Below are 12245 nucleotides of genomic sequence, written 5' to 3' on the forward strand. Positions count from 1 at the left end.
TGCACGCCCTACTCGACGCCGATGAAACTCGGAGATTCGGCACCGAGCCTCAGCGCGTGATCAATAGCTGCACGTCCTGCACCCATCCTGACAGCATTTCGTAGATGCATCCGCATCCCTGGTAGGTATCTATGCGCTGTCGCTGCATCCGACGCCATGCTGATGAGTTCTTTCGTGATGTTCGGAACCAACTGTGCCCGGAACGGTAGTCCGCAATAGGTAATGAATCCCTCGAACGCTTCGGGAGACATCCGGAGCAGGGACTCCAAGAAGCCTGGAATCTCCTCCTGCATGGTAGTCCAGTACTTCGTGCCACCGATATGTTTGTCCCACAAATGTTGCCGCTGCTCGTCCAGGGGTGGCCAACCACCCTCCGGGCACGCCGCCGATGCCAGGGCACGAGAACTCTCGAAGAATGCATGGACTCCGACGCTGGATTGCAGCGTAACGATCTCGTGCAGCTGGTCGAACGTCGCTCCCGCCGCAACTGCACGTTCCGCCCATCTCCTGCTTCCGAGGGTGTCGAGGGACGAGGAGGTGGCGCGGAGTGCGAATTGGATCAACGCAACTTGGATTTCGGTCAGACCGTCCCCGTCGGGAACCCCTTTCAACAGCCGTGCCGCCTGCATGTCGACCTGTTGCTGACTGACTGTCACGACTCTCCTCGTCGATCGAAAAACGTTGTCGAGCCGAGCTTATCGACCTCGCTGAAGTGTTGGCAACACATGTGTTGACGGCGTGGTACCGGCTGCCTAGTGTGACGAGTACAGAAGCGGAGTCTCGAACCGGACACGTCTCGAATCAAGGAGCCACATGCCCGAACATCCGGCAATGCCCGACTACGTCAACATCCGGGTCGAGCACGATTCACCCGTGTCCTGGATCGTGCTGAATCGACCGGACAAGGCCAATGCACTGTCCAACGAACTGCTCGACGAGTTCTCCGACGCACTTGCGCGGCTGAAACATTCGGGCGAACCGGTGATCGCCATCCGGGGAGAGGGTAAAGGCTTCAGCGCCGGATACGACCTTGGACAAGTCGCTCCGACCACGGCCGCGGACCCCGTGGCCGACCGCACCCGATTGCAGAGGAATATCGATCGGTATCTCGCCATCTGGGACCACCCCAAGCCGGTTATCGCAGCAATTCACGGATACTGCGTCGCCGGAGCAACGCAGCTGGCCACCTTCACCGATATCACCATCGTTACCGAGAACGCGAAAATCGCCGAAGTCACCATTCCGATCGGGGCCGGTTACGTCTCGCCCGTCTGGGCAACCCTCGTCGGACCGAAACGGGCCAAGGAATTTGCGTTCGTTCCGGGCAACAGCATCGACGGACGAACCGCAGTCGAGTGGGGCTGGGCGAATCACGCCGTCCCGGAAAGCGAACTGATAGCACGCGTGGCCTCGCTCGCACGAAGAATCGCTCAGGTGCCGCCCAGCCTGCTCACCATCAAGAAGGTTTCGATCAATCGCGCGATGGAGGCGATGGGAACTCGTAATGCGCTGGGAGCTATAGCCGATGCGGACGCATTGGCCCACATGACCCCAGAGGTAGCAGCCTTACGTGCCCGCATCGCCGAAGAAGGCCTGAAGTCGGTGATCGAATCGTTCCGCGTCGCACCGACTTCCGATCTCTCAGCACCGATCCAGGCTATTCCCTTCACAGGCAACGGTACCGTTGACGAGCTGTCAACATGACCGTAGACTGACATGAACCATGGAACCGGATCGACACCTGAGAATGAATGGAGCGTCATGACTTCGGTCAACGAAGACAACATTATGGAAGTCGTACAGCGTCTTGTAGACGAAAGGGATATCGAACGAGTCCTTTTCCAGTATGCGTTTCATCTCGACGCAGCCGACCCCCAGTCGATGCTCCCCCTCTTCGTCGAGGACCTGTACGTCGCTTACGGCCCCTCCCACGGTGCCACCGGCGCAGAAAGCTACCTCGATGTGCTTTCGAACGATAAGACTGGAATCGCCGCATTCTTCGCAGGCACGAGTCATCACGTCAGCAACATCGTGATCGACTTCTTGAACAAGGACACTGCGAAAGTGCGGTCGGTTCTCTACGCGTGGCACAAGTACTACCGAGATCGTCCGGACGGGATCGTGTACGCCCAGTACCACGACGAGTTCACCCGGACCGACGAGGGCTGGAAGATCTCACGTCGCGAACAGAAGACGGCCGGAACCGAGAATTACCACGCGAAAGCCCACGCGCTCGTCCCGACGCCACGCACACAGAAGACGAGCTGACCGTGTCCGACGAACTTCTCTACGAGGTCCGGGACCACGTCGCCTACCTCACCTTGAACCGTCCGAAGGTCCTCAACGCAATCTCGGCCGAAGTCGACGAACAGTTGGCAATTAGATGGGACGAGATCGAGGACAACCCAGATATCTGGGCTGCCGTGCTCGGAGCAACGGGCGAACGAGCATTTTGCGCAGGTGCCGACATCAGCGGCGGTACGGCTGCGAGCCCATCCCGGCGTGCACTCGGAGGCGGCCTGACCGGCGTGGGAGGACCGCTTCGAGTACTGAACAAGCCCCTGATTGCGACTGTCCAAGGCTACGTCCTCGGCGGCGGGTTCGAGCTTGCCATGTGCGCCGACATCATCGTCGCCGCAGACAACACCCAATTCGGCCTTCCGGAGGTCAAAGCCGGAATTATCGGCGAATCCGGCGTTGTTCATCGGGCAATTCGCCATCTCCCACATCGCATCGCCATGGCACTGATCTTGACCGGTGACCGTATGGGGGCGCAGGACGCCTTGACTCACGGCCTGGTCAACGAGGTGGTCCCGTTCGAGGACCTGGATGCGGCCGGGGTGAGATGGGCGAAGAAGCTCACCACCGCGTCGCCGTTGGCTCAGCAGGCGGCCAAACACGCCGTCCTTTCCCGCGCCTCGTACCCGTTGGAAGTGGCACTGTCGACCAAGTTCGAACTGATCGAGGCCTACGCCGCATCGTCCGACGTCCTCGAGGGCCGGAAAGCGTTCGAGGAGAAGCGCAAGCCACAGTGGGCGGGGAAGTGACGCCGTGAGCCCCTCGCAAGAACGGCGCGAGCGAGGCCGGTCAACAGTGGCCTCTCGTAGCGGAATTTGTCGAACCTATACTGGCTGAACCATCCGAGAAGCGACGGTCACGAAGGCGAGGCAGGGCTGTGGCGAAGTCACCAGTCAGCGGAATTGCAAAACGGCGTAAGAGCGCGCTGACCGAAAATTCGGCCGACTATTCTGCAAAGCGAGCTGGGCTCCTCAGGGTCGCCGCAGAAGTGTTTCGCGAAAAAGGTTATGCCGCCGCATCATTGAATGACGTTGCGGCGGCATACGGCACCGACCGAGCTTCGCTCTACTACTATGTCGGCAGCAAAGAAGAACTGTTCCAGGAGTGCATCACGAGCACCGTGGTGACCAACTTGTCACGAGCCGACGAGATCGTGGCCAAGAAGCTACGACCGCGGGAGACGCTCGAAGCTCTCATTGCGATGCTGCTTGCATCTCAGGTGGAGCACTACCCCTACATGTACGTCTATATGCAGGAAGACTGGGGCCGGGTGTCATCGCTCGACTCGAAGTGGGCCCAGGAGATGGTGGACAACACCCACAAGATCGAGAAGTATTTCCTGGACGCCATTGCACTCGGGGTTGCCGACGGTACGTTTCGACCCGATCTGTCGAACACGTTGATAGCAAACAGTATTTTCGGCATGACCCAGTGGACGCATCGGTGGTTCGTGCCCGGCAAGAGCCGGTATTCGGCAGAGGATCTCTCACGCGTGTTCTCGGCAATATTCTTCGACGGAATCATGGCGGAGGGCGCAGCCGAGGACTGACAAAGCAGCCAGTGCGCGAGAGTCCGTTCACCCGAGGTCGGGTACGTCTGCGGCCGTACCCGAGAACCTCGGCTTCCGTTTTTCCAGGAATGCGGCAACGCCTTCCTTTCCGTCACCCATCGAGGCGTGCCACATCGCCAAACTCTCCCGTCGATGCGCCTCCACGGGATGCGCCGACCCCGAACCGGAATAGACCAGTCGACGAGACAGTGCGATGGCTGACGACGAACGCCCGGCGACGAATTTTCGGGCCAGCTCGATTGCCGCAGAAAGCAATTCCTCGGGTGGATGCACCGATCTGAGGAGCCGACCCGCCAGCGCCTGGTCGGCATCGAGAATATCCGCCGAGTAAATCCACTCGAGCGCTGTTTGCAGGCCGACAATCCTCGGCAGGAAGTAGGAAGACGTGGCTTCGGGAACGATGCCGAGTCGACCGAACACGAAGCCGATCTTTGCATCGGTGGAGGCCATGCGAATGTCCATCGCAAGAGTCATCGTCGCGCCGATACCGACCGCCGCACCGTTGATCGCAGCAATGACGGGCTTGTCGCAGGAATGGATGGCAAGCGTGACTTTCCCGCCGGTGTCCCGAACACCGGATTGGAACGGCTCCTCGGCCAGCCGCTCGCGCATGTCCGACACCGTCGGACTCAGCGACTCGTCCAACCCGAAGACATTTCCCTCGACAGCCAGGTCCATGCCGGCACAGAACGCTCGACCAGCACCAGTCACCACGACCGCGCGTATCGCCGGGTCGATGCGCACACGCCGGAATGCGCTCTCCAATTCTTCTGCCATCGTCACCGAGAATGCATTCAGATATTCAGGCCTCGACAGTGTCAGAACAAGAATGCCGACTTCATCGACGGACCAGTCGAGTGTCTCGTAGTTCATTTGCCTCCTTGATTACTTGCCACCCTGGTGAACAGGCTCGACCTGGACCTCAGACTGTCCATGCCATCCGTCCAGTCGTTGGCGACGAAGTGCACGCTGAGTGCGTCCCGCGAGGCGGGTGCTGGGAAACTCTTTCGTCAGGGTCGACCATTATCGTCACACTCCCACCACAGCCTGTCAACAGTCGCGTTGCCGACCTCGATTCGACGCAAGCACGACCCTTGAATACTCGGCCGAAGTCAATGGCCGAACATCAGAACGTGTCGCAGTCGACGACTTACAGGGAACGGCGGAATTTACTCGCGAAGCGCGAGACAGCCCGAATTCCTGCCGAGACGATGCTCAACGTCGAATTGACCCCAACCGTTGCAACCATTGTGCATAGCCGACGGCTATATGCATGATTCAAGATCGGTATTGGACACAGAGACATCCGGGCGCGTTAATAGTCCTGCACGAATGTGACACAGAACACCACTTGTCCCACCGGGCCGTCGATTGGGCAGCGATCGACGTGCTGCCCAATGAATCTTCACGAACACGTGTCGCTGACTGGTTCATGTGCATCTGAACAATTTGCGATCCACGCTGGCTGCATTCCTCAAAGGACCCTCACCTGTCCGGTAGCTCTCCGGACCCATTTCACGAAAGAAGCCTCTGTGAAGATCAAATGGATCGTGCCGGTCGTCGGCCTACTACTACTGACCACCGCGTGCGACTCACAGGCAGCGTCCCAGGACCGGACCTCGACGCAGGACTTATCGTCCTTTCAAGCGGTCGTCGACGACGCGCTGGCACCGGTGACCGACTGGACAGGCCCGACCGAAACACCGACACCACCGACCGACATCTCGATAGCAGTCGTGGTCTGTTCCGGGTCCGTGTCGGGGTGTGTGCGGCAGGCAGACGGGGTGACACAAGCCGGTGAAGCCCTGGGGTGGACAGTTACCCGGTTCGACGGCAAGGGCGATCCGGTCGGACAGAACCAAGCGATGACCCAAGCAATCAATAGTGGCGTCGACGCCATCATCCTCGCCGCGACAGATCCCGTTCCGCTCGGTGGCGCAATCGAACTCGCTGCCTCTCGGGGAATTCCGGTTGGAGCCGCGGGTCTCGGCATTGCCGCAACCGATGGCGTGTTGTTCGACGTCGCTCCGGACTACACGTTGTGGGGTGACCAGCTCGGATCGTGGATTGTCACGGACTCCGGTGGCACGGCGAACTTCTTGCCGACCGTCGACCGAGAGTTCCCGAGTTCCCCGGCGATCGCCGATGCGATGGTCGCAGCAGTAGACCGCTGTGACGAGTGCGTTGTCCAAGACACGCAACAGTTTGTCGTGACCGACATCGGGAACGGCCTCGGCCAGCGAATTGCCAGCGCACTGCAGGCAGAGCCGAGCATCGACTACGTCAGCGGAGCGTTCGATTCGGCAGCAGCCGACATGGTGCCCGCAATGGGCAACACGGGCCTCTCCGATCGTGTCACGCTCGTGTCTTGCGTCGGCGCACCGCAGAACCTTGGGTTCATTCGCGACGGCAACATCCAGGCCGCCGATGTCGTTCAGGACGACGTCTTCCTCGGTTACGGTGCTGTGGATCAGATGATCCGGGTCCTGTCGGGTCAGCCCCTCTGGGAGACACCCGGTGTCACCGATGATCGTTTGCGATACAGCCAGGGCGCGCCATCGCGCCTTTTGACGATCGACAATGTCGACGAGGTCACCGACCAATACTGGGTCGCCGAGAACGGTTACGTCGACCGCTACCTCGAACTGTGGGGTGTCACGCCGTGACCACCCCAGTGCGATTGGCCGTACGGAACCTCACTGTCTCCTATGGTCAACACGAGGTAGTACACGGCATCGACTTCGATGTAGAGCGCGGTTCGATCGTGTCTCTGCTGGGCGCAAACGGGTCGGGTAAATCCACCACGGTCAAAGCATTGACCGGAGTCAATCCGCTGCATGCGAAGTCGCAGGTCACGTTCAACGACAACCCAATTCGCGCCAAAGACCTCACCCCCGTAGCCGCCCGGAAAATCGGAATCCGGGTTGTTCACCAAGAGTCACCACTGATCGCAAACATGACGGTTGCCGAGATGACCGCGCTGCACACGGGGTTTCCCCTCGTGGGCGCCACCTTTGTCCAGAGGAGGGCATTGGCGCGAAAGACCGAGGGCATACTCCGCGAGTTCGACGTCGCGGTCCACCCGAACACGCTCTGTGCGGACTTGACGGCGGGCGAACGGGCGTTGGTTTCACTGGTGATTTCGATGGCCGGCATCTCTCCCGAACGCGCACTGTTGGTACTGGACGAAACGACTGCTCCGTTGTCCACTCGCGAGGCCGCGCGACTACTCGATCGAGTCAGAGGTGTCGCAGATCGGGGATTGTCAGTATTGATGGTCACCCATCGCCTGCCCGAGGTACGCGAATACAGCGACAGAACGATCGTGCTCCGAGACGGCAATCTCGTCAGCAACATCGGTGCCGACGATTTCTCGGAGGCCGACGTGATCCACGCAATGGTCGGCGGCGCGGGCCACAGCGCTTCCTCGCACGACCACGACCGCAGCCGCGGTCGCGGTCGCACCGATCGTCCTGCACTCGTCGTCGAGAATCTGGCCGGAAACGTCAGCCGTGAGCTGTCCTTGGCAGTCGGCACCGGGGAAATTCTTGGTGTGACGGGGCGATCGGGCGAAGGAGCCTCCGAGCTGCTTCGTCTCATAGGCGGGGTCGAGTCCACACATGTAGGAACAACAAGGATAGACGGCAACGACGCACCGATCACCGGTGCACGGGACGCCATCAGGGCCGGGATTTTCTACCTTTCCCTCGACCGACTCAACGAAGGCGGCATCGCGCTGATGACGGTGCACGACAACGTCGTACTCCCCCGAGTGGAACGTTACGGTGCCAATCGGCGCCGAGCCGCGTCCGACGTCGACCGGATGATTCGCGAACTCGACATCCGTCCGGCCGACCCGACCGTTCCGTACGCAAGCCTGAGCGGCGGCAACCAGCAAAAGGTGCTCCTCGCCAGGTGGCTGCTTTTGGAGCCGCGGATATTGCTTCTCGACGATCCCGCGGTGGGCGTCGACCCAAATACTCGCGAGATCATTTTCGACACCTTGCGCGAACTGGCCGCCCGCGGGACCACCGTCATCATCCGCTCGAGTGAGCCGGAACATCTCGTTCGTCTATGCGACCGCGTCATCGTCGTCAACGGTGGGCGCATCGTCGAAGAACTAACTGATCTCAATCTGGAGGACATCAGCCGTGCAACCTACGCATAGTGACAACGCCGTGGCGGAGAAATCCGAGGACGCGGCCGTTCGTACACCCGGCTCGTCGTCGCCGCGAACCTGGAAAGTCTCGACGCTGTTTCAGAACCACAGCATCTTGGCCCTGATCATCGGACTCACAGCGTTGTTCTCGATCCTGCTTCCCAGGACCTTCCCCACTACTGCCAATCTGCAGGGGCTCGCGTTGGGCCAGGCCGTGAGTGCGCTTCTGGCACTGTCGGTTCTGCTGGTCCTCGTCGTCGGCGAATTCGATCTGTCGGTCGGATATACCTTGGGGCTGTCGGCGGTACTCACGGCGAAGCTCGCCGGTGAGTCCGGGCTTCCGGTGCCGTTGACCGTCACGATTGCCTTGCTCGCCGGTGCATTCGTCGGATTGGCTTCCGGATTGCTGGTGGCTCGCTTGCGGGTCGTCTCGCTCATTGCGACACTGGGAGTCGGCTTGGCTGTCAGCGGTGTCACCGTGGGAGTCAGTGGGGGAATGACACTTTCGCAAAACATTCCCTCGGTTTTCCGAACCTTCGTTCAGACCGAGATCCTCGGAGTTGGTTCTGCAGTGTGGATTGTCGCGCTGATCGCACTGGTCATGTACATAGTTCTGACGAAGACACCATTTGGCAGCAAGGTTTACGCGGTTGGCGGTTCCGAGCAGGTTGCTCGGATGGTCGGTATACGCGTTCGACTCATCAAGTGCGTGATGTTCAGTGCAGCAGGTGCACTGGCAGCCCTCGCCGGAATAATGCAGCTCGGATTGGCAGGCGCGGCGAACCCCAGCTTCGGAGCGAACCTGCTCCTACCTGCCTTCGCGGCAACCTTTTTGGGTGCCACCACCGTTCGTCCCGGATTCTTCAATGTCGCTGGAACGATGCTGGCCGTCGTTCTTCTGGCCGTCGGATTTTCCGGACTGAGCCTGCTCGGGGCACCCTTCTGGTTCCAACCGGTTTTTCAAGGCGCAGCATTGGTAATCGGTGTTGTTCTGTCACAGTCGATTTCGAAGTCCGGACGCAAGTCTCGAGCCAAAAATCCTGCATAGGTCCAGACCGACACGGAACGGGTCTCCCACCGCGCGCGGCCACCGGCCGTGTTCGCGTCCGGGAGACCCGTCGCGCATACGTAGTCCAGCGTCAGGCCCGACCGAAAGAGACCGCTATGAAAGTCGGCACCCACGACATAGTGCCCATCATCGATGGCACCGCACACGAACCGATCGGTAACGCGGTCACCCATCCCGACGGCAAAATCTGGGATTGCGTCGAGCATCCCACCGACGAGACCGGTCGCATCCGTCTGGACATCGGCTCGTTCCTGATTCGAGTCAGAGACCGTGTCGTCCTGATCGACGCTGGAGGTGGAGTTCATTCCGGCGCGGACACCACAACTGGAAGCATGCTCGACAATCTTCGAGACGCTGGAGTCGAGCCGTCCGACGTGACGGACGTCTGTTTCACGCACATGCACTGGGATCACATCGGCTGGTCTACCGTCGACGGCCGAATCACGTTCCCGAATGCGACCTTTCGCCTGCACCAGGACGATTGGACGTACTTCATGACCGGTACCACTTCGGACCCCCGGATACGCGAAATCATCGCACCCATCGAGGACCACGTCGAACCGTTCTCCGTCGAACACGAGATCATTCCAGGCCTGATCGCCAGGCCGGCACCGGGGCATACACCGGGCAGCACCATTTACATCGTTCACGACGGCAAAGAACGTGCCCTTCTCCTCGGCGACACCCTCCACACTGTCGGCGAACTCACCGAGCCCGAATGGATCGGCATGTGGGATGTCGACCCCATCGCAGCGGGAATAATGCGCAACCGCATCGCCGACGAGCTCGCCTCCACCGGCGATCCATTCGCTCCCGCACATTTTCCCGAACTCGCCTTCGGCCGCCTGGCCACCCTCGACGGACTCCGTCGATTCACCTGGGCGCAGTGAGCAGCATCAGATTTTCGAGTATCAGAACTGATCGCCGACCCATCCAAGAACTCGTGCGACGGTGAGGCGTGAGGCCATGATTACGGCTTGGCCGCAATCCACCCGGTTCATCGGAGGTCGCGGGACGTCGAGCTGAATCCGGACCCCCACATTTATGGCTCTCCGCCGGCAGCTGACCGCCGCCGGTGGCCCGGGGTGCCCTGTCAGGGTATTCCACCCTGCCTGCCGATCGTCCTACGGTGGAAAGCGAAGCCGGCGTAAGCGAACGTGCTTCTCGTCGCGGTGGCGTTTGCGAACACGAGATGGCATGTCGGCAGGCTCAACCGTCCGCAGATCCTTCCCCAACGAGGCGACGGGGCGGATCACCCTTGACGAGACCTACGGAGGATTTATGCGTACCGTCCGGTTCGGATCGACCGATATCCAGGTGTCCAACATCGTCGCCGGCATGATGCGGATTGCGGGCAGTACCGATGAGGAGATCCGGCAGCTGTACAGGACGGCTCGCGAGGCGGGGATCGACTTCTTCGACCACGCCGATCTTTATGGGTTCAACCACCCCGGCGGTGGTCCGCACCTATGCGAGCGCCGGTTCGCCGAGGCTCTACAGCTGAGTCCGTCGGAGCGCGAGCAGATCACTTTGCAATCAAAGACCAGTATCGTCGCCGATCCGTGTGGATACGACCAGTCCTACGAGCACATCGTGACCTCGGCAGAGAAATCCCTGCAAGCCTTAGGCACCGACTACCTAGATGTGTTGCTGTTGCACCGTCCCGACGCGCTGGTCGAGCCGGAGGAGGTTGCCCGTGCGTTCGATCACCTGGAATCCACCGGGAAGGTTCGCGCGTTCGGAGTTTCCAACCACACACCGCGGCAGATCGACCTCCTCGAGACTGCGGTAACGCAGCGACTCGTCGCAAACCAGGTGCAGCTGTCTTTGACGCACTCCACAATCATTGCTCAGGGCCTGTCTGCGAACATGGCCGGGGAAGCGGACTCCGTGACCCGCGACGGCGGCGGCATCGTCGACTACTGCCGGATCAAAAAAATCACCCTTCAGGCGTGGTCACCCTTTCAAAAGGGCTTTCAGGATGGTGTGTTTCTCGGCTCCGAGGACTATCCCGAGCTGAACGCCGAACTCGACCGGCTCGCAAAGAAGTACGGTGTCACCCCGATTGCGATCGCGACAGCCTGGATCACCCGCCACCCCGCCGGGATCCAGGTCGTCCTTGGAACGACCACGCCGCAACGGGTGTCCGACGCCGCGGCGGGGTCGGACATAGCACTGACTCGCGGAGAGTGGTACGGACTGATTCAGGCTGCCGGCCACAACGTGCCCTGACCACCCCGCGCGACCCCTGAGGCGGCCGAGCAGCCACGGCTACCCGGGGGCCTCTCACTCACCTACAGCGGGTCCGAAGATCTACCCCGGAAACACGAAAGGTAAATCATGCCAGTCACTTTCGACTTCACGAACAAGAACGTATTCATCACCGGGGCCGGAAGCGGCATCGGTCGAGCCACGGCGGAAGCCTTCGCAGCCGCGGGTGCCGACGTCGCCGTCACCGACACCACAAAAAAGCCTCTACATGAGACCGCTGAGCTCGTCGAAGCGCACGGCCGACGCGTGCACATCGCCATCTGCGACGTCACCGACAGCAAGAGTGTCGAGGACGCGGTGAAGTCCTCTGTCGACGCTCTCGGTCCGATCGACATCGGGGTGAACAATGCCGGCATCGAGCAACCGCCGAAGCCCCTTGCCGAGATCGGCGATGAGGAATGGGACCGTCTCATCGCGGTCGACCTGCGTGGGGTGTTCGTCTCCATGAAGCATGAAATCCTCGCCATGACAGAACGAGGCGGCTCGATCGTCAACATTTCTTCAGGTGCCGGGGTTATCGGCATCAAAGGCCAGTCCGCCTACGCGGCTGCGAAGCACGGCATCCTCGGTATGACAAAGTCGGCGGCCCTCGATTACGCGGCGCAGGGCATCCAGATCAACGCGATCTGCCCCGGCATCATCGAGACTCCAATGATGGGCCGGTTCTCTGGTGACACACCGGAGGGGCGAGCGCGGGTCATCGCCCAGGAGCCGATCGGGCGCATGGGCACCCCCGAAGAGATCGCCTCAGCCGTCCTGTGGCTCTGCTCAGATCTCGGGGGTTTCACGATCGGCCATTCCCTGGTCGTGGACGGTGGCCAGACCGTCGGCATCAGCTAGCACCCGTATCCGCCGGCCGGCCCAAGTGTGACCTGGCC

At 60.8% G+C, this 12245-nt stretch carries 12 protein-coding genes; 10 read left to right on the forward strand and 2 right to left on the reverse strand.

Going from position 1 to position 12245, the window contains the following annotated elements; all coding sequences use genetic code 11:
• Positions 1-8: 8 nt before the first annotated feature.
• On the reverse strand, positions 9-656 hold the full coding sequence (locus CH274_RS14760) for a carboxymuconolactone decarboxylase family protein (protein ID WP_094657861.1): 648 nt from the start codon (positions 654-656) through the stop codon (positions 9-11).
• Positions 657-813: 157 nt separating this feature from the next.
• Between CH274_RS14760 and CH274_RS14765 the strand changes: the two genes are divergently transcribed.
• From CH274_RS14765 to CH274_RS14780, 4 genes are all read left to right on the forward strand, one after another.
• On the forward strand, positions 814-1704 hold the full coding sequence (locus tag CH274_RS14765) for an enoyl-CoA hydratase-related protein (RefSeq protein WP_256993581.1): 891 nt from the start codon (positions 814-816) through the stop codon (positions 1702-1704).
• A 57-nt stretch (positions 1705-1761) separates the two neighbouring features.
• A complete protein-coding gene (locus CH274_RS14770) occupies positions 1762-2268 on the forward strand; it encodes a nuclear transport factor 2 family protein (protein WP_094657862.1) in 507 nt (168 codons plus the stop codon).
• Between the two features lie 2 nt (positions 2269-2270).
• Positions 2271-3047: an enoyl-CoA hydratase-related protein gene (locus CH274_RS14775; RefSeq protein WP_094657863.1), complete on the forward strand. Its 777-nt coding sequence runs from the start codon at positions 2271-2273 to the stop codon at positions 3045-3047.
• 128 nt (positions 3048-3175) lie between these two features.
• Complete coding sequence (locus tag CH274_RS14780; RefSeq protein WP_037189135.1) at positions 3176-3847, forward strand: TetR/AcrR family transcriptional regulator; 672 nt, start codon at positions 3176-3178, stop codon at positions 3845-3847.
• A 27-nt stretch (positions 3848-3874) separates the two neighbouring features.
• On the opposite strand, the gene CH274_RS14785 is transcribed toward CH274_RS14780, so the two are convergent.
• Entirely contained in the window at positions 3875-4741 is an 867-nt protein-coding gene (locus tag CH274_RS14785) for a crotonase/enoyl-CoA hydratase family protein (protein WP_037189134.1), read from the reverse strand.
• A 659-nt stretch (positions 4742-5400) separates the two neighbouring features.
• Here CH274_RS14785 and CH274_RS14790 point away from each other — a divergent pair.
• From CH274_RS14790 to CH274_RS14815, 6 genes are all read left to right on the forward strand, one after another.
• The gene (locus CH274_RS14790) at positions 5401-6534 is read left to right on the forward strand and encodes a sugar ABC transporter substrate-binding protein (protein ID WP_179275748.1); all 1134 of its coding nucleotides are present in this window, start codon (positions 5401-5403) and stop codon (positions 6532-6534) included.
• Positions 6531-8036 carry an ATP-binding cassette domain-containing protein gene (locus CH274_RS14795; protein ID WP_143546575.1) on the forward strand — a complete coding sequence of 502 codons (1506 nt, stop codon included), beginning with the start codon at positions 6531-6533 and terminating at the stop codon, positions 8034-8036. The genes CH274_RS14790 and CH274_RS14795 overlap by 4 nt, the downstream gene beginning before the upstream one ends.
• Positions 8020-9075 carry an ABC transporter permease gene (locus CH274_RS14800; RefSeq protein ID WP_179275749.1) on the forward strand — a complete coding sequence of 352 codons (1056 nt, stop codon included), beginning with the start codon at positions 8020-8022 and terminating at the stop codon, positions 9073-9075. Before CH274_RS14795 ends, CH274_RS14800 begins: the two co-directional genes overlap by 17 nt.
• A gap of 116 nt (positions 9076-9191) precedes the next feature.
• Positions 9192-9986 (forward strand): MBL fold metallo-hydrolase, encoded by a 795-nt coding sequence (locus CH274_RS14805; RefSeq protein WP_094657868.1) that lies wholly within the window; start codon positions 9192-9194, stop codon positions 9984-9986.
• A 391-nt stretch (positions 9987-10377) separates the two neighbouring features.
• Entirely contained in the window at positions 10378-11328 is a 951-nt protein-coding gene (locus CH274_RS14810; protein ID WP_094658049.1) for an aldo/keto reductase, read from the forward strand.
• Between the two features lie 108 nt (positions 11329-11436).
• Positions 11437-12207 carry an SDR family NAD(P)-dependent oxidoreductase gene (locus CH274_RS14815; protein WP_094657869.1) on the forward strand — a complete coding sequence of 257 codons (771 nt, stop codon included), beginning with the start codon at positions 11437-11439 and terminating at the stop codon, positions 12205-12207.
• Positions 12208-12245 lie beyond the last annotated feature (38 nt).

This window comes from Rhodococcus sp. 06-418-5, from assembly GCF_002258285.1.
GTDB lineage: Bacteria > Actinomycetota > Actinomycetes > Mycobacteriales > Mycobacteriaceae > Rhodococcoides.

What these genes read in the sequence shown, in the direction of transcription:
- CH274_RS14765 (WP_256993581.1), top strand. Translation starts at nt 814, where the DNA reads ATGCCCGAACATCCGGCAATGCCCGACTACGTCAACATCCGGGTCGAG.
- CH274_RS14770 (WP_094657862.1), top strand. Translation starts at nt 1,762, where the DNA reads ATGACTTCGGTCAACGAAGACAACATTATGGAAGTCGTACAGCGTCTT.
- CH274_RS14785 (WP_037189134.1), bottom strand. Translation starts at nt 4,741, where the DNA reads ATGAACTACGAGACACTCGACTGGTCCGTCGATGAAGTCGGCATTCTT.
- CH274_RS14805 (WP_094657868.1), top strand. Translation starts at nt 9,192, where the DNA reads ATGAAAGTCGGCACCCACGACATAGTGCCCATCATCGATGGCACCGCA.
- CH274_RS14810 (WP_094658049.1), top strand. Translation starts at nt 10,378, where the DNA reads ATGCGTACCGTCCGGTTCGGATCGACCGATATCCAGGTGTCCAACATC.
- CH274_RS14815 (WP_094657869.1), top strand. Translation starts at nt 11,437, where the DNA reads ATGCCAGTCACTTTCGACTTCACGAACAAGAACGTATTCATCACCGGG.